Raw genomic sequence first — 25,386 nt, forward strand, 5'->3', positions numbered from 1 at the left:
TCTCCTTATCCCAGCCCGAGCATCTTGCGCAGCTTGGCCGTATCGGTCTCGCCGCCGGCGAAGTCGTCGAACGCCTTCTCGGTCACCTGGATGATGTGATGATCGATAAAAGGCGCACCCTCGGCCGCTCCCTGCTCGGGGTGTTTCAGCGCGCATTCCCATTCCAGCACTGCCCAGCCGTCATAGTCGTACTGCGCGAGCTTGGAAAAGATGCCGCTGAAGTCCACCTGCCCGTCGCCCAGCGAGCGGAAACGGCCGGCGCGGTTCACCCAGCCCTGATAGCCCGAATACACGCCCTGGCGGCCGTCGGGATTGAACTCGGCATCCTTCACGTGGAAGGCTGAAATGCGCTCGTGATAGATGTCGATGAAGGCCAGATAATCAAGTTGCTGCAGCAGGAAGTGCGAAGGATCGTAGTTGATCATGCAGCGCTTGTGGCCATCCACCTTGTCGAGGAACATCTCGAAGGTGGCGCCGTCGAACAGATCCTCGCCGGGGTGCAGCTCGAACGCGACATCCACACCGGAATCCTCGTAGGCATCGAAGATCGGCTTCCAGCGGCGGGCAAGCTCGGTGAACGCCTCGTCAATCAAGCCCTCCGGGCGCTGCGGCCAAGGATAGAGATAGGGGAAAGCCAGTGCGCCCGAGAAGGACACGCTGACATCCAGGCCCATATTGCGCGAGGCCTTGGCCGCGAGCAGCATGTTTTCGACGGCCCATTCCTGGCGCGCTTTCGGATTGTTGTGCACCTTTTCCGGCGCGAATCCGTCGAAGGGAATGTCATAGGCCGGATGGACGGCGACGAGTTGGCCAATGAGGTGCGTGGAAAGCTCGGTGACTTCCACGCCGGCCTCCTTGCAGATGCCCTTCACCTCATCGCAATAGTCCTTGGATTCAGCCGCCTTGGCGAGATCGAACAACCGGCCGTCCCAGGAGGGAATCTGGATACCTTGATAGCCGTGGCCGGCCGCCCAACGGGCAATGTTCGGCAGTGTGTTGAACGGGGCCTCGTCGCCGGCGAACTGAGCCAGGAAAATACCCGCTCCCCTCATTGTTTTAGGCATTGTCAGTCTCCCTTTGAATTTCGTCTGGGCGTGCATAGCGGATATAGGCGAACGCGCTTCCATCTGGCGCCCAGCACGGCACGTTGATCGAGCCTTGGCCGCCGAAGAGTTTCACCAGCGTGCGGGCATTGCCGCCGTTGATATCCATGAGGCGCAATTCCACTTCGTGGTCGCGCGGGTGTCCCTCGACGCCCGGCGCGTAGGATAGATAGAGCACCGAGCGGCCATCGGGCGAAGGATGCGGGAACCAGTTCACCCGCTGATCATCGGTCATCTGCTCAAGCCCGCTGCCGTCCACGCGCACGCGCCAAAGCTGCATGGCTCCGCCACGGCTGGAGTTGAACCAGATCCACTCGCCGTCCGGCGTGTAATCCGGCCCGTCATTGTGCCCCTTTCCGTCGGTCACCCGCGTTTCCGGTCCGCCTTCTACGGGAATGGTGTAGATGGCGAATTCGTCATCCCGCTTTGCCGTATAGGCGAGGCGTTTCCCGTCCGGCGACCAGCCATGCCACCAAGACGGGACGTTTTCCGTCACGCGCCGGGGCGTCCCCCCCTCGACGGAGAGCGTATAGATGCAGGACTGGCAGGTTTCGGTCTTGTCGCTGATGACAAGCGTCGAGCCATCAGGCGAAATGCCATGGTCGTTGTTACAGTTGACGGCGAAGCCGGTATCGATCTGCCGTGGCTCTGCACCCTCCTCAAGGTCCAGCCGGTAAAGCAGCCCGCCGCCGTTGAAGACCAGAAAACGTCCGTCCGGCGACCAGTTCGGGGCCTCTATGAGCGACGGCACCTCTCCCGAATCGTGTGTTCGATAGAGCTCACGGGACTGCCCGCTGCGGCAGTCATAGACTTCCAGGAAGCTCGTCATCCGTCGGTCTCCGGATGATAGGCGAAGCGCGTGAAATCGGCGGGAATGGCGGACCCGCTGGTATCGAAGCAGACCATGCCTACGAACGCGCCGGTGAAGGAGCCGTGCTCCCCGCGCCCGCCCTCATCGGAAATCACGCTGGCGTCCAGCACCGGACCGACCGGCTGCCAGCCACCATCGGTTTTGTAGAAGAACTGCAGTTCGGCTTCCCTGACCTCCACAGCCAGGCCGATCCGGCCTTCTTCCGGTAGCTTCACCGGTTCCTCGAGCGGGAATGAGAGCCGCCCGTCCGGCCAGTCGCCCGGGCAGCTCAGAATGGTTAGCACACGGCCCAGTTCCTCGTGCCAGGTGACGGCCAGGAAGTGAAACTTGTGGCGATTGTAATAGGCGGTTAGCCCCGCCACCTGCTGATAGGTCGTCGGCTGGAAGTCGAGCTCGGTTTCCGCGCGGTAGGAGAAATGCTCCTGCCGGCGGGCGACAAGTGCCTGCTCGAACCAGCTTCCGATGGATTCCCGTCCGATCAGCCGCAGCGCAGAACCGGTGAATGTGAAGATGCGCTCGGGGTGTGGCGTGCGCAGCCATTGGAACTCTTCCGGCAAGGTATTGCCGTTGAAGACGTGCTCTTTCGCTTGCGGCGGCGCGGGTTCGGCCTCGGTTGGCGCTGGCACACGGACCTCCGGCACGGGACTTCCCGTTTCGGGATAAGGCCAGCCATCCTCCTTCCAGACGCATTTCTGGATCGCCGTTTCGCGGCCGAGAGGCGAGCGGCGCGTGCCCGGCAGCGGGCGCGAACAGAGGTGGGTGTGATAGATGGCACCCTCGGGCGTCTCGACGATCTGGCCATGCCCCGCGCGCTGCAAGGTGGCGTTCGGCGTGTCCTTCGATGTGAAGAGATACACGTCCGGGTGCAACTCATATGGCCCGTCGATCTGTCGCGAACGCGCCATGGTGACGGCGTGGCTATAGCCCGTTCCGCCCTCGGCGACGGTCATGTAGTACCAGCCATCGCGCTTGAAGAGATGGGGGCCTTCGACCAGCCCGTGCGGGCTGCCGGCGAAGACGTTCTTCACCTCGCCGATCAGCTTGCCTGCCTCGGCGTCATATTCCTGCAAGAGGATGCCGGCGAAGGCCGGGTGCTTTGGCTGGCCGCCTACGGAATTGGAGCGATGGTTCCAGACCATGTTGAGGAACCATTTGCGGCCATCGTCATCGTGGAAGAGCGAAGGGTCAAAGCCGGAGGAATTCACATAGACCGGGTCGGACCAGGGGCCCTCGATGGAAGGTGCGGTGACGATGTAATTGTGCGCGTCCTTGAAGTTGCCGTCGATCCGCTTCACGTCCGTATAGACCAGCCAGAACAGCCCATCCGCATAGGAGAGGCACGGGGCCCAGATGCCGCCGGAATCGGGATTGCCGCGCATGTCGAGCTGGCTGGCGCGGTCGAGCGGCCGCTTTGCCAACCGCCAGTTCACCAGATCGCGAGAGTGATGAATCTGTACGCCAGGGAACCACTCGAAGGTGGAGGTCGCGATATAGTAGTCCTCACCCACCCTGCATATGGAGGGATCGGGATTGAAACCGGGCAGGATGGGATTGACGATCATTTCCGCGGCGGTCCTTTACGTTCGGCAGAAGCCGCCCAGAGATTGATGTCGGCATCGCGCGCAAACTTGTCGATTTCGGCCAGTTCCTCATCGGAAAAGTCGGGGTTTTCCAGCGCGCCGACGCACTCTTCAACCTGCTCCGGCCGGCTGGCGCCGATGAGAGCCGTGGTTACACGTCCGCCGCGCAGCACCCAGGCAAGGGCCATCTGCGCGAGGCTCTGGCCGCGGCGCTTGGCGATCTCGTTCAGCCCGCGGATGTTCTCCACGTTCTTTTCGTTCAGGAATTCTTTGCGCAGCGACTTGCCTTGCGCCGCCCGGCTTTCCTCCGGAATGCCGGAGAGATACTTGTCGGTGAGCATTCCCTGCGCGAGCGGCGAGAAGACGATTGAGCCGATGCCCAGATCGTCCAGCGCGTCCAAAAGCCCGTCGTCTTCTACCCAGCGATTGATCATGGAATAGCTCGGCTGGTGGATCAGGCAGGGCGTGCCCAGCTCCTTCAGGATTGCCGCGGCCTCGCGCGTTCGCTGCGCGTTGTAGGAGGAAATGCCGGCATAGAGCGCCCGGCCCGAGCGCACGATGTGGTCGAGCGCCATCATCGTTTCTTCGAGCGGCGTTTCCGGGTCGAAGCGGTGGGAATAGAAGATATCGACATAGTCGAGGCCGAGCCTCTTCAGGCTCTGGTCGCAGCTTGCAATCAGATATTTGCGGCTGCCCCACTCGCCGTACGGCCCGGGCCACATGCCGTAGCCAGCTTTCGAGGAGACGATGAGCTGGTCGCGGTAGCCGGCAAAATCCGAGCGCAGGATCTCGCCGAAAGCTTTTTCAGCCGAGCCGGGCGGCGGGCCGTAATTGTTGGCGAGGTCGAAATGGGTGATGCCCAGATCAAATGCCTTGCGGCAAATCGCCTGCTTCAACTCGTGCGGGCGATCATCGCCGAAATTGTGCCATAGGCCCAGCGAGAGCGCCGGCAACTTAAGCCCAGAGCGCCCGCAGCGGCGATACTGCATACGTTCATAACGGTCTTCAGCAGGACGCCAAGTCATGCCGGCACCTCCTTCGACAAGCTCAGGACGGGGACAAGATTGGATCGGGTGCAACGAAGGGCGCCCTCCTCCCCCTTGCCGAGGGAGGTGCCGAACGGAGTGCCCACAGGGGCACCTGCATAACCGCCGCCGCTTCCTCTTCTTCGTCTACGCCACGTTATCATTGCGTTGCCGCCCTTAAGCGAATTCCTTTTCCTCCAAGAGCTCACGCGCCGACTCAATGTCGAGAGCGGCCGGCCGCTCGCAGGTCGTCGTCAGGTTGACGAACGAGCCCAGTTCGCCGGATCTCAGTATAGAGGTCATAACATCGATCGCGTGCAGCGACATCTCCTGAGAACAGCGATGCGGGCGGCCTTCAATGATCGCCAGCGCCATGTCGGCCAAGCCAGCCGCGCGATAATTGGCCAAGGCCTTGCCGTCCTTACCCTCCTGATTGGCGACGCTCAGGGGATGCTGCCATTTCGGCGTATCCACCACCTTCTTTTCGTCAGTAACGATGAGTTCGCCGCCGAAGAAATTCGGATCGGGAACGTGCAGCGATCCCTTTTCGCCGTAAAGCTCCATGTTCGCGTGCTTGTGATGCCATACGTCCCAGGATGCCCCAAGCGTGACGATGGCGCCATTGGCGAATTCCATGACGGCGTGGATGGTGGTCGGCGTCTCGACGCTGATCTTTTCGCCTTTGCGCGGCTCGGAAAGGATCGTCCGCTCCCTGGCCGGAATGGAGGCCAGTGCGCCGACGCGCTTCACCGGGCCAATGAGTTGGATGAGATTGGTGACGTAGTAAGGGCCAATGTCGAGGACAGGACCAGCGCCGGGCTTGAAGAAGAAGTCCGGGTTCGGGTGCCAGTGCTCCATGCCGTGGCTCATGACGTGGCACGTGCCGCTGACAATCTCACCGACAGCACCCGAATCCACGATGTGGCGGGCGAGCTGGTGCGCTCCCCCCAAGAAAGTGTCGGGCGCGGAGCCGACCCGCACACCCTTTTCCTTAGCAAGCGCGGCAAGTGCCTTACCTTCCTCCACCGTAAGCACAAAAGGCTTTTCCGAATAGACATGCTTCCCGGCTTCGATGGCCTTCTTCGATATTTCGTAATGGGCCGCGGGAATTGTCAGGTTAACGATGATGTCTATGTCGTCGGCAGCCAACAGGTTCTCGACCGTATCGGCGCGCAGATTGAATTCCTTTGCACGAGTTTCGGCAGCCGCAGCGTTCATGTCAGCGCAGGCGCGGACCTCAATCCCGCGGAAGAGCGGCGACAGCTTCATGTAGGCTTCGGAAATGTTTCCGCAGCCTATGATTCCAACCCCGAGTTTCTTCGACATGTTTATACCTCTTAACCTTGGCCGCTGGCGGCGGTGGCAACGCTCAGGCACGGGCCTGACCCGAGATCCATGCCTGAGCACGCCACTCACCAGCAGTTCAAATCCACGTTTCTGTCCTAATACTTGCTCGCATTCTCGATCGACCGGCGCGCGAAGCGCTCGTGGTCGTTCGGCTTGTCGTGTTCCATCACGAACAGCTGCGCCTTCGTCTGCTCACGCACGGCATCCATGATCTTTTTCCAATCCATCGTGCCAGTGCCGACATCAGCCCAGCCATCCTCGTCCACGCATTCGCCTTCGGGTGCGATATCCTTGACGTGGATCGAGACGATACGGTCCGCGTAGTTTTCGATCCATTCGATCGGGTCGGCACCGCCGCGCGCGATCCACGCGATATCCGCCTCCCAGGCAAGCTCCGGCCCGCCCTTAAACATTTCCGCCTGCGGAATAGCCCCGTCGGGCAGCGGGCGGAACTCGAAATCATGATTATGCCACCCAAAGACGAGGCCGGCTTTCCTTAGCGGCTCGCCCGCCTTCTGCAGCCTTTCGCCAAAGCGGGCATAACCGGCAGCGTCCGACGGACGCTGATCCGGCATGAGGAAGGGGCAGAAGGCGGCTTTCATGCCGACAGTGCTGGCGATATCAAGGACTCGGTCGGTTTCCTGCTCGAGCATGTCGAGGCCGAAGTGCCCCGAAGCCATCGCAAGCCCGGTCTCGCTCAGCGCTGCCTTGAGCGCGGGGAGGTCGCCGTAAATACCGCCGTACCCCTCGACCTGAGCGTAGCCCAGGGACTTGAGCATCCTGAGCGTGTCGGAAAGGGGCGGAAACTCTCGAGAGGAATAAAGCTGGTAGGAAAATTCGGTCATCCACATCTCTCCACAATTCGGCCACCCACGGGGGCTGCCGCTCATAAAATCCCCACAGCCATTTGCGGCCGTGAAATGAGGGAAAGCAGCCGCGCGCCGTGCGCGCCGCATGCTTACAGACGCAATTCGGTTTCCGCGTCGAAGATGGACGCCCGGGCGGGATCGAAACCGATCGTCACCCGGTCACCCTTTGACAGTGAGGTCTGGCCGTCGACACGGAAGCGCAGCTCGTTGCCGCCCATGTGCGACCAGACGAGCGTGTCCGCGCCCATGGGCTCAACCACGTCCACCTCCACTTCGGCGGTGAAGGGCTCGTCCTCACCACCGCGTTCCAGAAAGATATGCTCGGGGCGAATGCCGAAGGTCACCGGACCGGGTTTCGGCCCGTTGCCGGTAAATTCATACCGCGCCACATCGATTTTCGTATCCCCCGCGACGAAGACGGGATCGCTGTTGAACCGGACTTCGCCATCGATGAAGTTGATGCTTGGCGAGCCAATGAAGCCGGCGACATACTTATTGACCGGCTTGTTGTAGATCGTGTTCGGAGCGGCAAGCTGCTGAATCGATCCGCCGCGCATAATGGCGATGCGATCGGCCAGCGTCATGGCCTCGATCTGGTCATGCGTGACGTAGATCATGGTGGTGTTTTCGAGCTGCTGATGCAGGCGCTTGATTTCCACCCTGAGCTCGGCGCGCAGCTTGGCGTCCAGGTTCGACAGCGGCTCGTCGAACAGGAAGACATCCACATCGCGCACAAGTGCCCGGCCGATGGCCACGCGCTGGCGCTGACCGCCGGAAAGCTGTGCCGGCTTGCGGCCCAGAAGCGGCTCGATCTGCAGGAATTCCGCAGCGCGCGCGATGCGCTTCTTGATCTCGTCCTTCGACATGCGGGCGTTCTTGAGGCCGAAGGCAAGGTTTCCTTCCACCGTCATCTGCGGATAAAGCGCATAAGACTGGAACACCATGCCGATGCCCCTGTCCTTGGGCTGCTCCCATGTCACATTCCGGTCGCCGATGAAAATCTGCCCGTCGCTGATGTCGAGCAGGCCGGCGATGCAGTTGAGGAGCGTGGACTTGCCGCATCCGGACGAACCCAGAAGGACCAGGAATTCGCCCTCGCCGACATCGATGTTCAGGTTCTGCAGGACTTTGATCTCACCGAAATTCAGGTCGAGATCTTTAACCGAGACGTTGGCCATTGCTCATCCCTTCACGGCGCCGGCCGCAATGCCGCGCACGAACAGTTTTCCGGAGGCGAAGTACACAATCAGCGGCACTAGGCCGGTGATGATCGTTGCCGCCATGTTGACGTTATATTCCTTCACGCCCTGGACCGAGTTGACGATGTTGTTGAGCTGAACCGTCATCGGATAGTATTCGGGTCGGGTGTAGACGACGCCGAAGAGGAAGTCGTTCCAGATGCCGGTGACCTGGATGATCATCGCGACGACGAAGATCGGCAGGCTCATGGGCAGCATGATCTTGAAGTAGATTCCCCAGAAACCTGCGCCATCGACACGGGCGGCCTTGAACAACTCTTCGGGCACAGACGTGAAATAGTTGCGAAAGAGCAGGGTCAGGATCGGCATGCCGAACACTGCGTGCACCAAAACGAGCCCCGTGAGGCTGCCATAAAGGCCCATTTCGCGCAGGATGATCACCAGCGGGTAGAGCATCACCTGATAGGGGATGAAGGCGCCGACGATGAGGATCGTGAAGAAGAGATTGGCGCCCTTGAAGCGCCAATTGGCGAGGGCATAACCGTTCACCGAGGCGATGGCGATGGACAGAACGATCGACGGAATGGTGATGCGGACCGAATTCCAGAAGCCGCGAGATAGTCCTTCGCAGTTCAGCCCCGTACAGGCGCTCGACCAGGCTTTCACCCATGGCTCGAAGGTGATTTCCACGGGCGGCGCGAAGATATTGCCGAGGCGAATCTCCGGCATTCCCTTCAGCGAGGTCACGATCATTACGTAGAGCGGCAGAATATAATAAACCGCGATGACGAAGAGCGTGCCGTAGAGCATGATGTTGCGGCGGGAGAGCGCGCGGCGCGGGCGCGCTCCGCGTGGGCCGACGAGATCTTCGGCGCTGGCGTCGGCGCTCACCCCCGCGATGTTGATTGCACCGGTGCTAGACATGGCGCTTCTTGCCCCCGTATTCGAGATAGGCCCAAGGCACGATGACGATGATGACGGCAAGCAGCATCATGGTCGAAGCTGCAAAGCCCTGGCCGAGATTCTGCGACAAGAACATCGCATCGTAGACGTATTTTGCGGGCACCTCCGACGCGATGCCCGGTCCGCCGCCGGTCTGGGCCACGACGAGGTCGTAGACGCGCACGATGCCGGTGGCGATGATGACGAGCGCGGTGATGAAGACCGGCCGCATCATGGGAATGACAATGAAGAGATACGTCTTCCACATCGGGATACCGTCGATGCGAGCGGCCTTCCAGATGTCTTCATCGATGCCGCGGAGCCCCGCCAGCATCAGGCACATGACCAGCCCGGTGCCCTGCCAGACGCCAGCGATCAGTATGCCGTAAATAACGATCTCGGGATTGTAGAGCGGGTCGAAGGTGAAGCTTTCCCAGCCCATCGAACGGACGACATGCTGGATGCCGAATTGCGGATTGAGAAGCCACTGCCAGACAAGCCCGGTGACGATGAAGGACAGGGCGAACGGGTAGAGGAAAATCGTGCGAAACGTGTTTTCGAAGCGGATTCTCTGATCCAGCAGCGCCGCGAGGACAAACCCGATGACGAGCGAGAGAACCAGCGTGCAGACGCCGTAGATAAACAGGTTCTCGATGGAGATGAGCCACTTGTTGGAGGCCCATAGGCGATCATACTGCTTCAGCCCAACGAATTCCCCACGCGGCAAAAGCCCTGAATCGGTGAAGGAGTAAATGGCCGTCCAGGCAGTGCCGCCGACAAAAACCACCGATGCGGTCAGGATCATCGGAATGGCGGCGATCTTGGCGGTCAGGTTCCGGAACAATTGATTCGGTCGGCGGGACGCAGACATGAAGACCTCCCAGCGGAAAATGCAACGAGCGGAACCAGCCGGTACGAAGCCGGCCGGCCAAGCCGTAAGCTATTGCTTAATCGGCGTTCTCGATGAGCTGGACGAACGTGTTCTGCGCAGCTTCGGCCGACATGTTCGGGTCGTTGAAGAACTGCACGAACAGATCGTTGATCTGCACCAGCGAGTCTGCCGACATGAGCTGGTCGGGCGACTGGATGATGTTGCCCTGGTCAAGGATATCCAGGCCTTTCCTCATGCAATCATTGACCGCTTCGAGATCGACATCCGAGCGCACCGGCAGCGATCCCTTTTTGAGGTTGAAGGCGACCTGGGTCTCCGGCGACAGCATGACCGAGGCAAGCTGATCCTGCGCAGCAGAGACTTCCGGATCGTCGATAACCGGGAAGTAGAACGCGTCACCGCCGGTCATAATGACCTCGTTGACGCCGAGACCGGGCAGGCAGGTATAATCCTCACCGGCGACTTGCCCGGCCACCTGGAATTCGCCCTGCGCCCAATCGCCCATGATCTGGCCGCCGGCTTCACCGGTGATGACGAGGTTGGTGGCCTGGTTCCAGTCCTGCACATCGGAGTCAGCCGACATGCTGCGCGCCTGGTCCGCAGCTTCGAAGACCTTTGTGATCTCGGGGCTTGCGGCCAATTCCGCATCCTGTTCGCCAAAAATCTTGGTATAGGCGTCGGGTCCGGCCAGCGCGACCAGGAGAACCTGGAACGCCAGCGTCGTCTGCCAAGGTTGCTGGCCCATCGCGAGCGGAATTTTGCCGGCCTCCTCCAGCGCCGGAGCCGCGGCAGCGAACTCCTCCCAATTCGTGGGAACGGGCACGCCCGCATCCTCGAAAGCTTTGTTAGAGAGCCACAACCACTGCTGCGAGTGAATATTCACCGGAACACAGTAGACCTTGCCGTCGAGCGTGCAGCTTTCCAGCAGGCTGGCGGGCCGAATGATATCCTTCCAGCCTTCCTTTTCCGCAACTTCGGTAAGGTCACGCATCAGCCCGGCTTCGACCAGTTCCTCGGCCTGGCGGCCATGGTTGAACTGGGTAGCGGCCATCGGATCGCCACCGGTGATACGGCTGATCATGACCGGACGCGCCGTGCCGCCGCCACCGGCAATAGCGCCGTCCACCCATTTGTTGCCCGTGGCATCGAACGCCTTGGCGAACTCGGCAACGGCCGCGGCTTCACCGCCGGACGTCCACCAATGGGTTACCTCCAGTTCGGTTGCGTGAACCGCCGCGGCAGCACCAAGAAAAGTCGATGCGGTCAATATCGTCTTGAAAAGCTTCATCTTTTCCTCCCGTTCGCGTCCACAATGGACCGAAACTCTCAGCATCGGCCTCCTGCCGACACAATCGACCGGCGGCGCTTGCGCGCGGTGCCTGTAATCGATTACATCAAGCTTGATTAGCGAGACCAAAGGTGTCAACCCTTTTCATCTCACCTGGATCAATTTTTTTCACGACTCGGATAAAATATAGAACTTGGACAAGAAAACGCCGAACATTCAGGACGTCGCCCGGGAAGCCGGAGTGTCGACCGCGACCGTGAGCCGGGCGATTTCCAATCCGTCCGTCGTTTCTGCCGCGACTCGCGAGGCTGTCTTGGAGGCCATTCGGAGCACCGGCTATCACACGAACATGGTCGCGCGAAACCTGCGGCAGCGGCGCACAGGCGCCATCGTCGTGCTTGTGCCCAATCTCGGCAATCCCTTCTTCTCGCGCATTCTTGCCGGCGTGGAGCAGGCTGCTGCGCAAGCCGGCTTTTCGGTGCTCATTGTTGACACCAAGCAACCACACGCAAACGAGAATCAGCTTTTCACCTATCTCCACAGCGCGCGGGCCGACGGCCTGATCGTACTCGACGGTTCGCTGCCGCTCGAGTTTCTGGGGGAGATGGATGCGCCCGGCAGAATGCCGCCGATTGTCTTTGCATGTGAATGGATCGCCGACAGCCCTTTTTCAAAAGTTGTCATCGATAACGAGGCGGGCAGCGCGACAGCGGTTCGCCACCTTCACGAACTAGGCCACCGGCGTATCGGCCATGTGATGGGCCCGCCCGGAAACGTGCTGACCGAAACGCGACGTGAGGGGACACGGGCCGCGCTGGCCGATCTGGGCGTCGAGATCGCTCCGGAGTGGTTCTTCAGTGGCGACTTTTCACTTCACTCCGGCGTGGAAGCGGCGCGCCAATGGCTTACGCTGAAACGGCGCCCGTCCGCTGTTTTCTGCGCCAGTGATCAGATGGCCTGCGGGTTTATCTCGGAATTGAGCATGGAAGGTTATTCGGTGCCCGACGACGTTTCCGTCGTTGGCTTCGACGACATCGATATCGCCCAGCGTTTCATTCCACCGCTGACGACGATCCACCAGCCCCGCACCCAGATCGGCACGACCGCCGCCAAGGCACTTATCGAGCGCATAAACAGCGAGGGACGTGAGCGCACTATCGCTCACCAAGTGCTGACGGTGGAGCTGGTCGAACGCAAGAGCACGGCGCCGCTGGGGCAGAGCGCGGTTAAACAGGATTGAAACATTTCAGCACAGTCGTCGAGGAGCGGAAGGCCGCAAGGTAAAGGCTGTTCGGGATGATGCCGCGTGCGGTGGTTTTCCGAAATGCTGGTGTGTTTAGGGCACTGCTCAGGCATGGACCATGCACAGCCCATTGACGCGGCGATCGCCACTCTATCGCACAACCAGCACCGAGATCTGCGCATGACGGACGACGCGGGCGGCGTTCGGGCCGAGCAGATAGTCTTCCGGGCCCGGCCGCTTGGCCGATAGCACAATGAGATCCGCCTTTACGACACCCGCATAGCGCAGAATCTCGCGATAAATCGAACCGTGGCCGACAATGTGGCGGTGCTTGATGTCTGCCGGCACGTGCTTTTTCGTGAACTCGTGCAACGCCTTGTTCGCGTGATCGAGCGCATCCTGCTCATGACCCTGGGGGAAGAAACCGCCGACGATAGACATGCCGTAATCAGGCACGACGGTCATCACATGCAGGCGACTGGCGAAGGTGCGGGCATAATCCACCGCCGTTTCGAGCGTACGCGTCTCGTGCTCAGGGTCGCCCAAGTCGATGGAAACGAGGATATTCCTATACATGTGCCTTTTCCCTCCGAGCAGCAGGCTCAGGGTTTGGGTTTCCCGCGAGCGTGCCTCCGCGCCGGCGCTGGAGGAACACAACCAGCGCCAGGATGAGAGCCGCCGGGATATAGAACACCTCGCGAGGCATTCGCTCCGCCGTCACCTCGACCGCGGTGATCTGCACGGGCTCCTCGGCATAGAAATCCATGTCCGACAGTGCGCGGCCGGCAAGACTGTTGAAGTCGAGCGGCTCGTCGAGAATGACTGTTCCGTCCTCGATGCGCACGGGAAGGCCGATTGCCTCCTCAAAGCGCTCTTCCCCTCCGGGACCAGCTTGCCCAAGGCTGAAGGCCATTGTGCGTTGAAGCATCTCGTCCGGGTTGTCGAAGCTCGGCCCGCGAATGACGAGCCGTATCTGCGCGTCGGACGGCTCCTGTTCCGTCACCTGGAAAAGTTGCTGCGGTTCGATCTGGTCATAAGGTGGCTGGACAATGTCCAGGAAGAAGCCCGGCCGCAGCAGCATGAAGGTGACGAGAAGCAGGGCCGCCGACTCCCACAGGCGCGACTTCACCATGAAGAAACCTTGGGTGGCGGCGGCGAATATCAGCATGGCCACCGTCGCCAGGCAGAATATCCAGACGGCGCCCACCCAGCCGACATCGATGAGCAGCAGGTCGGTGTTGAACACGAAGATGAAAGGCAACAGCACCGTGCGCAGCGAGTAGAAAAAGGCAGTAAAGCCGGTTTTTAGCGGATCGCCACGCGATACGGCCGCCGCCGCGAACGAGGCAAGACCCACCGGTGGCGTCACATCCGCCATGATTCCGAAATAAAAGACGAACATATGGGCGGCGATCAGCGGGATTAAAACGCCGTTGGCGGCACCCAACTGCACGATCACCGGAGCCATGAGCGAGGAGACAACGATGTAGTTCGCCGTCGTCGGCAGCCCCATCCCGAGCACAAGGCTGATCATCGCCGTGAAGACGAGGATCAGAAAGATGTTGCCGCCTGACAGGAGCTCCACGAACTCGGCCATGACCTGGCCAATGCCCGTCAGCGTGACGGTGCCGACGACGATGCCGGCGGTGGCGGTCGCGCAGGCAATGCCGATCATGTTGCGCGCGCCCGTGATGAGGCCGGAGACCAGATCGTAAAAGCCTTCCATGAATGCGGCACGCTGTTCATGGGACTGCATGCCGCGGAAGAGCGCCTTGAGCGGCTTTTGGGTCAGGATGATGAAGATGAGCAGCAGCACGGCATAGAAGGCCGACAGGCCGGGCGAATAACGCTCGATCATCAGGAACCAGATGAGGACGACGAGCGGCAGGAGGTAATGCAGCCCCGTCTTCAGCACCTCGACGGCCAGTGGCAGTTCCACCACCGGTGCTTCCGGATCGTCCAGTTCCAGGTCCGGCGCTTGTGCTGCATACCACACGAGCAGCGCGTAGATGCCGAGCATGGCGATCATCAACACCGGGCCGGAGACGTCGGGAATCAAGTAGCGAATGAGCGACACGCCGTAATAGGTAAGCCCGGCAAGGATCACTATCGAAGCGATCGTGATGCCGGCGCGCAGGAGGGCCACGGTCGCTGGATGTATCTGCGGCTTTTCGAGCACCGGCATGTCGTTCTTCACCGCTTCCAGATGCACGAGGTAAAGCAGCGCGATGTAGGAGATTACAGCCGGCAGGAAGGCGTGTTTGATGACCTGGAGATAGGGGATGCCGACATATTCGACCATCAGAAAGGCAGCCGCGCCCATGACGGGCGGCATGATCTGTCCGTTGACCGAACTCGCCACCTCGACGGAGCCGGCCTTTTCCGGCGTGAATCCCACCCGCTTCATCAGAGGAATGGTGAAGGTGCCGGTTGTGACCACGTTGGCGATCGAGGAACCGGAGATGATGCCGGTCATCATCGAGGCAAGCACCGCTGCCTTTGCCGGGCCTCCGCGCAAGTGCCCGAGCAGCGCAAAGGCGAGCTTGATGAAGAAATTACCGGCGCCAGCCCGGTCGAGCATCGAGCCGAACAGGACGAACAGGAAGACGAAAGCCGACGAAACGCCGAGCGCCACGCCGAAAACGCCTTCGGGCGACAGCCACATCTGATACATCGCGCGCCCATAGGACGCGCCACCCCAGCGTATGATGTCGGGAATAAGCGTTGAGGAGCCGAAAAATACGTAGCCCAGGAAAACAAGGGCGACGACGACGAGCGGCGGCCCCAACGCCCGGCGCGCAGCCTCCAACAGCAAGACCATGCCAATCCCGGCAACGATCAGATCCCGCGTAATGGGAAGGCCCGGCCGCTGGGCCAATTCGTGGTAAAAAAAGAAATTATACAGGGCGCAAGCCGCGGCGGCGGCCGCCAGAACCACATCCAACCCGGGAACACGGTCACGCGGGCTACGGCTGAAGGCAGGAAAAACCATATAGGCCAGGAAGAGACCGAAAGCCAAATGGACGGCGCGGGACTCCGCCTGATTCAGGACCAGGCTGAGCCCGGTCAGGCTCGAAAGCATATAGGGCAGCGGCGAAGCGATGTAGAGCTGGAAGAGCGACCAGCAAAGCGCCACGCCGGCAATGATATAGCCGGTCGGTCCGATGGGATTACGCGCGCCGGTATCGGTGGAAGCGACAAGATCCTTTAAATCGTCCGCTGTATGCGATTGCTCGCCTGCGGCGCCGTTCGACATCTCAGCCATCACTCTGTTCCCGGAAAAATTCTTGCTTATTGCGCACTGCCGCTGTTTTCCCCGGCGACAATGCGGAAAAAGGGCGCCCTGGCGGGCGCCCCTGGTGCAAGCCGTGCTTAGTTGAGCCAGCCCTGCTCCTGGTAATAGCGCTCAGCGCCGGGATGCATCGGTGCGGAGTTGCCCTGGCTCACCATCTGCTCAGGCGTCAGATTTTCCAGCGCCGGATGCAGGCCCTGGAAGTCCTCGAAATTCTCGAAAATGGACTGGACCACGGTGTAGACCACGTCGTCGGACACGTCGGCGGAGGTCACGAAGGTCGCGCCGACACCGAAGGTGTTCACGTCGTCGGGGTTGCCGCGATACATGCCGCCGGGGATGGTCGCCTGGAAGTAGTAGGGGTTGTTCTCGACCAGTGTGTCGACAGCCTCGCCCTCGACCGGCACGATGACGCTGTCGCAGGTGGTGGTGGCCTCCTCGATGGAGCCCGCCGGATGGCCGACAGTGTAGGCGAAGGCGTCGATGTTGTTGTCACAGAGCGCGGAACTCTGTTCGGCCGGCGCGAGCTCTGCCGCCAGGGCAAAGTCGTCGTTCGTCCAGCCCTTTTCGGCGATCAGGAGGTCCATCAGCGCGCGCTGACCGGACCCGGGATTGCCGATATTGACGCGCTTGCCCTGCAGATCGTCGAACTCGCTGATATCGGCGTCGGCGCGGGCCACCAGAGTGAGAGGCTCAGGATGCAGCGAGAAGACCGAACGCAGGTTTTCATGCGCGCCGGTGTCGGCGAAACCGGCCTCACCATTGTAGGCATTATACTGAACGTCCGACTGCACGACGCCGAACTCAAGGTCGCCGCCCTTGATGGCGTTGACGTTGAAGACCGATCCGCCGGTGGACTCAACCGAGCAGCGGATGCCGTGGTCGCGGCGCGTCTGGTTGACTAGGCGGCACATGGCGCCACCAACCGGGTAATAAACCCCCGTGACACCACCCGTGCCCACCGACACGAACTGCTGATCCTGCGCGGCGGCAGTTCCAGCAAGGCCGCCGAGCATCGTCGCAGCGAGGCCAAATCCGAGAATTCGATTTGGTTTCATCTAAATGACTCCCTGAGTGTTAGTGCAGTAACTGTTTGCACGCTGTATTCGCCGCCCGTTCGGGGCAGCGCGCGGCCGGACACTGCGTGCACGATGTCCGACTGCAACATGCGCAGCCCAAGTGAGAAGCGTTAAACGCCCGCTCGCCCAAGTCAATGAAAGACTGCCCATTTTCCTAAAAGTTGCAACGTCTTATTGCGATCATTCGCCAATAGATGGTGACGCATCGCGACTTGTCCTCCCTGTCTCTTCCTCCTTGTTTCCCCTCTATGCAGTTGCCGCATCGACCGCCTCGCCGAGGCGCTCGACAATGGTGTCTGCTATTTGCCTGTCGATGATGAACGGCGGCGCCAGCAGAACATGATCACCGCGCTTGCCATCGATCGTGCCGCCCGCCGGATAGACCATGAGGCCGCGCGCCATCGCCTCCGTCTTCACCCGCGCGTGAACCTTCAACGCAGGATCGAATGGCTCCTTGCTCGCCCGGTCGGTCACCAGTTCCACGCCAAGGAAAAGGCCCCTGCCCCTTATGTCGCCCACATGCGGATGATTGCCGAAACGACTCTCCAGCCGCTCGCGCAGGTACCCTCCCATTTCGCGCACATTGGACAGCAGGTCGTCGCGTTCGATCACCTCCTGCACCGCGAGTGAAGCCGCGCAGGCGACGGGGTGACCCATATAGGTGTGGCCGTGCTGGAACAAGCCGGAGCCGGACTCGAAGGCGCTGAAAATCTGTTGCGACAGGAGCACGGCGCCGATCGGTTGGTACCCGCCACCGAGGCCCTTCGCGATGCTGATGAGGTCGGGCGCAATCCCCTCCTGCTCGCAGGCGAAGAGCGTGCCGGTGCGCCCCATGCCGCACATCACCTCGTCAAGGATGAGCAGCACGCCGTAGCGGTCGCAGATTTCGCGGACACGTTTGAAATAGCCGGGAACGGCAGGCACAGCTCCCGCCGTGGCCCCCACCACGGGCTCAGCGACAAAGGCCATGACCGTATGGGCACCGAGTTCGAGGATCTTGTCCTCAAGCTGCTGTGCGGCGCGCTGGCCATAGGCCTCAAGGCTTTCGCCCGGCTGTTGGTAACGGTAGGCGTAACAGGGATCGATGTGATGGGTGTCGATGAGCAGCGGCTGGAACTGCGCACGGCGCCATTCATTGCCGCCGGTCGCGAGTGCGCCCAACGTATTGCCGTGGTAGCTCTGGCGACGGGCAATGATGTTTCGGCGCTGATCCTCGCCTTTCTCGACGAAATACTGCCGCGCCATCTTGAGCGCGGCCTCGTTGGCTTCTGACCCGCCGGAAACGAAATAGACATGACTGATGCCGTCGGGCGCAGCCTTCACCAGCTTTTCCGCTAACGCCTCCGCCGGCTCGTTGGTGAAGAAGCTGGTGTGTGCGTAGGCGAGCTTGTCGGCCTGGCTCTTGAGCGCCGCCACGACATCGGGGTGGCTGTGTCCGAGACAGGAGACTGCCGCCCCGCCGGACGCGTCGATATAAGCTTTTCCTTCGCTGTCGAATATCCGCACGCCCTCGCCTCTAACGGCGGTGGGAAGGTCCGCGTGGATCTGGCGATGCAAGATTCGGGTCATCGGTTGCCTTCCTGTCGCGTAACCGTTGGCTGTTCGAGAACATGTATATTGAGTTCGGAGAGCTGCCGCTCTGTCCGGGCGATCTCTTCCAGCGCCGCCTCGCCGCCCTCCCCGGCCACGAGCGCCGCTATGACCTCCACCGCCGCGAGCGCGGGCGCCACGGCATGGAAGAAGGACGGGCTTTCCGTGCCCACAAGAATAGAGTGGCGGGCCAGCGCGGCAACTGGCGACGTCGGGCGGTCGGTCAGTGCAATGACCGTCAAGCCTTGAGCCCGGGCATGGCGCGCAGCCTCGACGCTGGCGCGCGTATAGGGCGCCACGGTGGCGACGAAGAAAACGTCCTCCGCAGTGGCAAAGCGCAGAGAATCGAGACCCGCGCTGCCGTCTGGTTCGAGCATGCGCGCCTTCTCGCCCAGAAAGGACAGGAGATACACCAGATGATCGGCCACCGGCCGGTTGGATCGCAGGCCGAAGCAGTAAATGCGGCGCGCCTTAGCTATGGCGCCTGCGGCTTCGACCAAAGCATCGACTGCGCCAGACTGCCCGAGAACCGAAATCTGTTCGGCGGTCACCGTCGCGATCTCGCCGCCCAGGGCTCGGCCACCCGCTTCGCGCTGCCGCGCCACCTGCGCCCCCGCCTTGCCGGAAAAACCGAGCGCCTGCTCCTTCAGCGCCTCACCGTGAAGTTGTCGGACCTCTTCATAGCCCTCCAGCCCGAAGCGCTTGGCCAGCCGCGTCATGGTCCAGGGCTGAACGCCGGCGCGGCGCGCCTGCTCGCGCATGGAAAGCAGCGCCACGTCGCCGGGATTCTCCATGATATACCGCGCCGCCGCTCCCAATTGGCCGGGGAGCACGTCAACGGACCGGGTGATCTGGTCAGTAAAGGCGGCGCAGTCCATATCTTCATCGTAGACGGTGTTTGCAGCGTATGCAACAAATGTTGCAAACGCTGCAATGAATGGAGGATTTTCCGTGGTACAAAAGGCGAGCGATGCCGAGGGGAAACCTGTAACAATTGCGGCGGCGCCCAATGGCGGTCGGCGCACCTGGGCGGACCACCCTGCCCTGCCGCAGACCGCAAAGGAACTGGCAGAGACGGCCGCAGCCTGTCTCGATGCGGGCGCTGCGATGCTTCATTGCCATGTGCGCGATCGCGAAGGCCGACACATACTGGATGCGGGTGCCTATCGCGAAACAATCGAGGCGGTCCAAGAGGCGGTCGGTGACCGGCTGGTCATCCAGATCACGACCGAGGCAGTGGGGCGCTACCAGCCGCAAGAACAAATGGAGGTTGTGCGCGCGGTGAAGCCCGAGGCCGCCTCCCTGGCGCTCAAGGAGCTGGTGCCGGATTCCGCGCATGAAGCAGAGTTCGCCCGCTTCCTCGCCTTCATGAAGGAAGAGAGCATCGTGCCGCAGATTATTCTCTACCATCCGGAAGAGGTTCGGCAGCTAGCCGACATGATGCGGCGAGGACTTGTACCCTTTACCGACATCCCGGTTCTTTATGTGCTCGGACGTTACACTGAAGGGCAGCGTTCCGCGCCTGCCGATCTCCTGCCATTCCTCGCGCCAGACATGCCCCAGTTCTCTCATTTCATGGTCTGCGCCTTCGGCGCGCGCGAGACGGCCTGTGTGACCATGGCTGCTCTGCTGGGCGGGCATGCCCGCGTGGGTTTCGAGAACAATTTGTACCTGCCGGACAGCAGCCTCGCGCCGGACAACAGGGCGAGCGTGGCCAGCGCAGCAGGCGCATTTCATGCGCTCGGACTTTCTCCCGCGAATGCCGATGATCTGAGAGCCGATTGGGTCAAGCTCTTGAATTGACGTCGGCAATCGTTTTCCTCATACAGAAGCGGACCGAAAGGAGGCTGAGAGATGAAGTTCGTGCGCGTGAACGGCGTCGTCCTGCATCATCACGTCCAAGGACCAGCGGACAAGCCTGTCCTCGTCTTTTCCAACTCACTCGGCACCGATTTCCGGATCTGGACGAAGGTGGCGGCACGGCTGGAAAACGACTTTCGCCTTGTCTTCTACGACAAGCGCGGCCACGGGCTCTCGGAAGCCACGCCTCAGCCCTACAAGCTTGCCGACCACGTGGACGATCTCGCGGCATTGCTGGATCATTTGGGGATAGCCAAGGCAATGATCGTCGGGGTGTCGGTCGGCGGCATGATCGCTCAGGGGCTGGCCACGCGCAGGCCCGAGTTGGTGAAAGCACTGGTGCTGTCCAATACCGCCCACAAGATCGGCAATGACGATCTGTGGAACGGCCGCATTCAGGCCGTCAATGAAAGCGGTATCGCGGCTATCGCTGATGGCATCATGCAGCGCTGGTTCACGCCGGACTACCGCACGCCGAGTAACCCGGAATTCATCGGGTACACCGCGATGCTGACGCGCACCCCCGCCGATGGCTATGCCGGAACCTGTGCGGCTCTGCGCGACGCCGACCTGACGGAGTCGACTCGAGCGCTGAAGGTGCCCACCCTGTGTGTCGGCGGAGATCAGGACGGCTCGACGCCGCCCGAGCTGATGCAGGAGCTTGCCTCTTTGATCGTGGGCGCTCGCCTTGAAATCATCGAGAATGCGGGCCACTTGCCCTGCATCGAACAGACTGAAAAGATGTCCGAGCTTATCCGCACGTTTGCTGTGGAGATCGGCTAGACACACCGGAAAGGACGGGAAATGGAAATTCGCCGGGTTAACGAGGATTTTGCGGTTACGGGGCAGATCGGATCGGCGCAGGTCTCCGAAATTGCCGGTGCCGGTTTCAAGAGCATCGTCTGCAACCGTCCCGACACGGAAGACGGTGCGGTGCCGCACGATGACGTCGAGAACGCAGCGCGGAATGCTGGTCTCGAGTTCCGTTTCCTTCCCGTTGTTTCCGGTGCCATCACCGAGGAGAACGTGCGGGAAATGGGCGAGATGTTGGAGACGCTGCCCCGGCCGGTGCTGGCCTATTGCCGCAGCGGCGGACGTTGTCTCAACCTTTATACGCTGGTGCAGGAAATGAAGAGATAGCCGAGCTTCCGGAAGCTCCTTCTCATTGTAGAACCGCCGCGGCTACATTGGCAGACAGGAATCGGCCCTTTATTCTTTCGCGCGTCTTCGGTAAAAGCCCGGACATGATGACGAGCGCCGGCTTTACGCTGATTGCCATACGAATTACTGGCCCGGCCTTCCGAGCGGGCTGAACGCCGCGGAAGGTCCGGGATTTCTGCGCGCCGTTTCGGCGCTTCCGCCTCTTGATACTGTCATCCGCGAGGCCAACTGGGCTTCGTATTTCCACGGCGAGACCATGAGCGAAACACCCGACAAGCTGGACTATTCCAAAACCCTTTTCCTTCCGCAGACGGATTTTCCGATGCGCGCCGGCCTGCCCAAGAAAGAACCGGAGATCGTCGCGCGCTGGCAGGAGATGGACCTTTACAAGCGCCTGCGCGAGGACGCGAAGGGCCGGCCTCAATTCGTGCTGCATGACGGCCCACCCTATGCCAACGGCAACATCCACATCGGTCACGCGCTCAACAAGGTGCTGAAGGACGTCATCACGCGCTCATTCCAGATGCGCGGCTACGACTCCAACTATGTGCCCGGCTGGGACTGCCACGGCCTGCCGATCGAATGGAAGATCGAGGAGCAGTACCGCGCCAAGGGCAAGAACAAGGACGAGGTGCCGGTCAACGAGTTCCGCAAGGAATGCCGCGACTTCGCCACGCACTGGATCAAGGTGCAGACCGAGGAGTTTCAGCGCCTCGGTGTGGTCGGCGATTTCGACAACCCGTATCTAACCATGGCCTACCACGCGGAAGCGCGCATCGCCGGCGAGCTTCTGAAATTCGCGATGTCGGGGCAGCTCTACCGCGGCTCGAAGCCGGTGATGTGGTCGGTCGTGGAGAGGACGGCGCTGGCAGAGGCCGAGGTCGAGTATCACGACCATGAGAGCGATACGATCTGGGTGAAGTTTCCGGTCGTGGAGGCCAGCGTTTATGAGCGTCTTTCCGCTGATGTAACACCTGAAGGTGATCTATTACCCCCTAGGGAAGATGAAGTTTCAGAGCAGAGTGAGAAGTCACTCGATCTTCAGGATGCGTACGTGGTTATCTGGACCACGACGCCTTGGACAATACCCGGTAACCGCGCCATCTCTTTTTCGCCGCGCATAGCCTACGGGCTCTATGAGGTTACCGCGGCTGAGAACGATTTCGGCCCACAGGCCGGCGAAAAGTTGATCTTTGCTGATGCGCTTGCGGAGGAATCGTTCGCCAAAGCCAAGCTCGACTACAAGCGCTTGTGGGACGTAAAATCTGAGGACTTAAGGTCAATTGTCTGCGCCCACCCACTGAAGGGCCTTGGCGGCGGCTATCATTTCGATGTTCCGCTCCTCCCCGGCGAGCATGTCACCGACGACGCCGGTACCGGCTTCGTGCACACAGCGCCCGGTCATGGCCGCGAGGACTTCGACGCCTGGATGGACGCGCGCGCCGAACTGGAGCCGCGCGGGATCGATACGACCATTCCTTTCACGGTGGACGATGGCGGGTTCTTTACCAAGGACGCGCCTGGCTTCGGCCCGGACCGCGACGGCGGCCCCGCCCGCGTCATCGACGACAAGGGCAAGAAGGGCGATGCCAACAAGGGAGTCATCGAAGCGCTCATCGCAAAGGATATGCTCTTTGCGCGCGGGAGGCTGAAGCACTCCTATCCGCATTCCTGGCGGTCGAAGAAGCCGGTCATCTTCCGCAACACGCCGCAATGGTTCGTCTATATGGACAAGGACCTGGGTGACGATACCACGTTGCGCAGCCGCTCGCTCAGCGCCATCGATGACACGCGTTTCGTGCCGGCGGCCGGCCAGACGCGCCTGCGTTCCATGATCGAGGAGCGGCCGGACTGGGTGCTCTCGCGCCAGCGCGCCTGGGGCGTGCCCATCTGTGTCTTCGCTGACGAGGACGGCGAAATCCTGAAGGACGAGACGGTGAATGCCCGCATTCTCGAAGCGTTCGAGAAGGAAGGCGCTGACGCCTGGTTCGCCGAAGGTGCGAAGGAGCGGTTCCTGGAAGGCCGCGAGGACAAGGATCGCTGGCACCAGGTGATGGACATCCTCGACGTGTGGTTCGATTCCGGCTCCACCCATGTCTTCACGCTCGAAGACCGGCCGGACCTAAAATGGCCGGCAGATGTCTACCTCGAAGGCTCGGATCAGCATCGCGGCTGGTTTCATTCTTCGCTGCTGGAAAGCTGCGGGACGCGCGGCCGGGCGCCCTACGACAATGTCATCACCCATGGCTTCACCATGGACGAGGAAGGCCGCAAGATGTCGAAGTCGCTCGGCAACACGGTCGTGCCGCAGGACGTGATGGCCAAATCAGGCGCCGATATCCTGCGCCTGTGGGTGGTCACCACCGACTACTGGGAAGACCAGCGGCTCGGCCAAAACATCCTGCAGACCAACATCGATGCCTACCGTAAGCTGCGCAACACAACCCGCTGGATGCTCGGCACGCTTTCTCATGACGAGGGCGAGGAGGTGCCGTTTGCAGAAATGCCGGAGCTCGAACGGCTGATGCTGCATCGGCTGGCGGAACTCGATGCGCTGGTGGATAAGAGTTACGACAATTTCGATTTCAAGCGCGCCATGCGCTCCGCCCTCGATTTCATGGTCGTGGATCTGTCCGCCTTCTATTTCGACATCCGCAAGGACACGCTCTACTGTGACCCGCCGTCGAGCACGCGCCGCAAGGCTGCGCTTCAGGTGGTGCGTCATCTTTTCGATTGCCTCGTCACCTGGATGGCCCCAATGCTTCCTTTCACCACGGAAGAGGCCTGGCTGGAGCGCTATCCGAACACAGAGTCGGTGCATCTGGCCCAGTTTCCCAAGATTCCGGAGAGCTGGCGCGACGAGAAGCTGGCCGAAAAGTGGCGGAAGGTCCGCCAGGTGCGGCGCGTCGTGATGGGGGCGCTCGAAATCGAGCGCAGGGAAAAGACCATCGGCGCGTCCCTTGAAGCTTCACCCATTGTTCACGTGACCGACCCCGAGCTGCGCGCGGCGATCGCCGACCGTGACATGGCGGAGATCTGCATCACCAGCGGGATCGAGATTCGCGACGATGAACCACCGGCCGATGCTTTTACCCTTGACGAGGTGAAGGGTGTGGCGGTCGTCTTCCGCCGTGCATCCGGCATCAAATGCGCCCGTTCCTGGCGCTACACGGACGATGTTGGCTCGGATCCCGAGTTCCCGGATGTCTCGGCGCGCGATGCCGCGGCCCTGCGCGAGCTGAGAGCGTTGGGACGTTTGTAGAGCTCAACCGCCATTGCGTCCGCCCCGTTCTTTCGGCTAGAAAGCGGGGCAGGCGTCATTTTATCGTCGGATTTTCGAAGAAAACAGGGTTCGGGCGATTCTGATCCGTCCATAGGCGCTGGGGAGAATACTTTTGAAAAATGGAAACCGGCAAGGCAGGACGCTGACAACGCGCACGCTCATGGGTGCGGCGGCGGTCCTTGCGGCCTCGGTCCTGGCAGGTTGTGCCGGCCCGACTTATGGCACCGGAAAGCCGGCCGAACAGCTCCTGCTCGAAGACTTGACCGGTGCGTTATCGCTGGCGCCGAAGAACAAGGCGCAGATCGATTATGAGCCCCGGCCCGGTCTCGTTAAGCCTCCCTCGACCAATGTCTTGCCGCCGCCCCAGATCGAGCTGGCCACGGAAAACCCTCAATGGCCCGAATCTCCGGAACAGCGGCTGGCACGCGTTCGCGCCGAAGCGACCGCAAACCAGGACAATCTTCACTACCGTCCCAACATCATCCATGATGTGAACCGTTCTTCCGAGGATAATAATCCGGGAATCACCAACCCCCGGACGCGCGCCATGCAGCGTGAAGAGGTTTTGCGTCGCCGACAGATGACGCAGCAGGGCAGCCCGACGACACGGCGCTATCTCAGCGATCCGCCGACCGAATACCGGCAAGCGGCCGAAAGTGCGCCGGCGGGAGATCCGGGCCAAGACGAATGGAAGAAAGAACGCGCCAGAAAACGCCAGAGCGGTGAGCGCCGCGGCATTGGTCGGCTCCTGCCCTGGTGAAC

21 protein-coding genes are annotated in these 25,386 nt (G+C 61.2%); 6 read left to right on the forward strand and 15 right to left on the reverse strand.

The window, feature by feature from the left end; genetic code table 11:
• Positions 1 to 5: 5 nt before the first annotated feature.
• From LY631_RS17775 to LY631_RS17820, 10 genes are all read right to left on the reverse strand, one after another.
• Positions 6 to 1,064, reverse strand: coding sequence for a sugar phosphate isomerase/epimerase family protein (locus LY631_RS17775; protein ID WP_274426936.1), 1,059 nt, complete (start codon positions 1,062 to 1,064; stop codon positions 6 to 8).
• Complete coding sequence (locus LY631_RS17780) at positions 1,057 to 1,932, reverse strand: TolB family protein (protein WP_274426937.1); 876 nt, start codon at positions 1,930 to 1,932, stop codon at positions 1,057 to 1,059. Before LY631_RS17780 ends, LY631_RS17775 begins: the two co-directional genes overlap by 8 nt.
• Positions 1,929 to 3,536 carry a glycoside hydrolase family 43 protein gene (locus LY631_RS17785; RefSeq protein ID WP_274426938.1) on the reverse strand — a complete coding sequence of 536 codons (1,608 nt, stop codon included), beginning with the start codon at positions 3,534 to 3,536 and terminating at the stop codon, positions 1,929 to 1,931. The genes LY631_RS17780 and LY631_RS17785 overlap by 4 nt, the downstream gene beginning before the upstream one ends.
• Entirely contained in the window at positions 3,533 to 4,579 is a 1,047-nt protein-coding gene (gene mgrA, locus LY631_RS17790; protein ID WP_274426939.1) for an L-glyceraldehyde 3-phosphate reductase, read from the reverse strand. The genes LY631_RS17785 and mgrA overlap by 4 nt, the downstream gene beginning before the upstream one ends.
• A 177-nt stretch (positions 4,580 to 4,756) precedes the next feature.
• On the reverse strand, positions 4,757 to 5,905 hold the full coding sequence (locus tag LY631_RS17795) for a Gfo/Idh/MocA family protein (RefSeq protein WP_274426940.1): 1,149 nt from the start codon (positions 5,903 to 5,905) through the stop codon (positions 4,757 to 4,759).
• A gap of 116 nt (positions 5,906 to 6,021) precedes the next feature.
• Entirely contained in the window at positions 6,022 to 6,771 is a 750-nt protein-coding gene (locus LY631_RS17800; RefSeq protein WP_274426941.1) for a sugar phosphate isomerase/epimerase family protein, read from the reverse strand.
• A 113-nt stretch (positions 6,772 to 6,884) separates the two neighbouring features.
• A complete protein-coding gene (locus LY631_RS17805; protein WP_274426942.1) occupies positions 6,885 to 7,973 on the reverse strand; it encodes an ABC transporter ATP-binding protein in 1,089 nt (362 codons plus the stop codon).
• A 3-nt stretch (positions 7,974 to 7,976) separates the two neighbouring features.
• Positions 7,977 to 8,918, reverse strand: coding sequence for a carbohydrate ABC transporter permease (locus tag LY631_RS17810; protein ID WP_274426943.1), 942 nt, complete (start codon positions 8,916 to 8,918; stop codon positions 7,977 to 7,979).
• Entirely contained in the window at positions 8,911 to 9,807 is an 897-nt protein-coding gene (locus tag LY631_RS17815) for a carbohydrate ABC transporter permease (protein ID WP_274426944.1), read from the reverse strand. The genes LY631_RS17810 and LY631_RS17815 overlap by 8 nt, the downstream gene beginning before the upstream one ends.
• A gap of 76 nt (positions 9,808 to 9,883) precedes the next feature.
• A complete protein-coding gene (locus LY631_RS17820) occupies positions 9,884 to 11,116 on the reverse strand; it encodes an ABC transporter substrate-binding protein (RefSeq protein ID WP_274426945.1) in 1,233 nt (410 codons plus the stop codon).
• Positions 11,117 to 11,309: 193 nt separating this feature from the next.
• On the opposite strand from LY631_RS17820, the gene LY631_RS17825 reads away from it, so the two are divergent.
• Complete coding sequence (locus tag LY631_RS17825) at positions 11,310 to 12,356, forward strand: LacI family DNA-binding transcriptional regulator (RefSeq protein ID WP_274426946.1); 1,047 nt, start codon at positions 11,310 to 11,312, stop codon at positions 12,354 to 12,356.
• Positions 12,357 to 12,509: 153 nt separating this feature from the next.
• Here LY631_RS17825 and LY631_RS17830 read toward each other — a convergent pair whose 3' ends face one another.
• The 5 genes from LY631_RS17830 to LY631_RS17850 form a co-directional block, all read right to left on the reverse strand.
• Positions 12,510 to 12,935, reverse strand: coding sequence for a universal stress protein (locus LY631_RS17830; protein WP_274426947.1), 426 nt, complete (start codon positions 12,933 to 12,935; stop codon positions 12,510 to 12,512).
• Positions 12,928 to 15,624, reverse strand: a complete 2,697-nt coding sequence (locus LY631_RS17835; RefSeq protein ID WP_274426948.1) for a TRAP transporter permease — start codon at positions 15,622 to 15,624, stop codon at positions 12,928 to 12,930. The genes LY631_RS17830 and LY631_RS17835 overlap by 8 nt, the downstream gene beginning before the upstream one ends.
• A 107-nt stretch (positions 15,625 to 15,731) precedes the next feature.
• Positions 15,732 to 16,709: a TAXI family TRAP transporter solute-binding subunit gene (locus LY631_RS17840; RefSeq protein ID WP_274426949.1), complete on the reverse strand. Its 978-nt coding sequence runs from the start codon at positions 16,707 to 16,709 to the stop codon at positions 15,732 to 15,734.
• Positions 16,710 to 16,976: 267 nt separating this feature from the next.
• A complete protein-coding gene (locus LY631_RS17845) occupies positions 16,977 to 18,299 on the reverse strand; it encodes an aspartate aminotransferase family protein (RefSeq protein ID WP_274426950.1) in 1,323 nt (440 codons plus the stop codon).
• Positions 18,296 to 19,198 carry a MurR/RpiR family transcriptional regulator gene (locus tag LY631_RS17850; RefSeq protein WP_274426951.1) on the reverse strand — a complete coding sequence of 301 codons (903 nt, stop codon included), beginning with the start codon at positions 19,196 to 19,198 and terminating at the stop codon, positions 18,296 to 18,298. The genes LY631_RS17845 and LY631_RS17850 overlap by 4 nt, the downstream gene beginning before the upstream one ends.
• 73 nt (positions 19,199 to 19,271) lie before the next feature.
• Between LY631_RS17850 and LY631_RS17855 the strand changes: the two genes are divergently transcribed.
• From LY631_RS17855 to LY631_RS17875, 5 genes are all read left to right on the forward strand, one after another.
• The gene (locus LY631_RS17855) at positions 19,272 to 20,123 is read left to right on the forward strand and encodes a 3-keto-5-aminohexanoate cleavage protein (protein WP_274426952.1); all 852 of its coding nucleotides are present in this window, start codon (positions 19,272 to 19,274) and stop codon (positions 20,121 to 20,123) included.
• Between the two features lie 51 nt (positions 20,124 to 20,174).
• The gene (gene pcaD / locus LY631_RS17860; RefSeq protein ID WP_274426953.1) at positions 20,175 to 20,963 is read left to right on the forward strand and encodes a 3-oxoadipate enol-lactonase; all 789 of its coding nucleotides are present in this window, start codon (positions 20,175 to 20,177) and stop codon (positions 20,961 to 20,963) included.
• A 21-nt stretch (positions 20,964 to 20,984) separates the two neighbouring features.
• Positions 20,985 to 21,320, forward strand: coding sequence for a TIGR01244 family sulfur transferase (locus tag LY631_RS17865; protein WP_274426954.1), 336 nt, complete (start codon positions 20,985 to 20,987; stop codon positions 21,318 to 21,320).
• A 277-nt stretch (positions 21,321 to 21,597) separates the two neighbouring features.
• Positions 21,598 to 24,603 carry an isoleucine--tRNA ligase gene (gene ileS / locus LY631_RS17870; protein WP_274426955.1) on the forward strand — a complete coding sequence of 1,002 codons (3,006 nt, stop codon included), beginning with the start codon at positions 21,598 to 21,600 and terminating at the stop codon, positions 24,601 to 24,603.
• A 133-nt stretch (positions 24,604 to 24,736) separates the two neighbouring features.
• Positions 24,737 to 25,384, forward strand: a complete 648-nt coding sequence (locus LY631_RS17875; protein ID WP_274426956.1) for a hypothetical protein — start codon at positions 24,737 to 24,739, stop codon at positions 25,382 to 25,384.
• Positions 25,385 to 25,386 lie beyond the last annotated feature (2 nt).

This window comes from Chelativorans sp. YIM 93263, from assembly GCF_028767125.1.
In the GTDB taxonomy this organism is placed as follows: domain Bacteria; phylum Pseudomonadota; class Alphaproteobacteria; order Rhizobiales; family Rhizobiaceae; genus Chelativorans.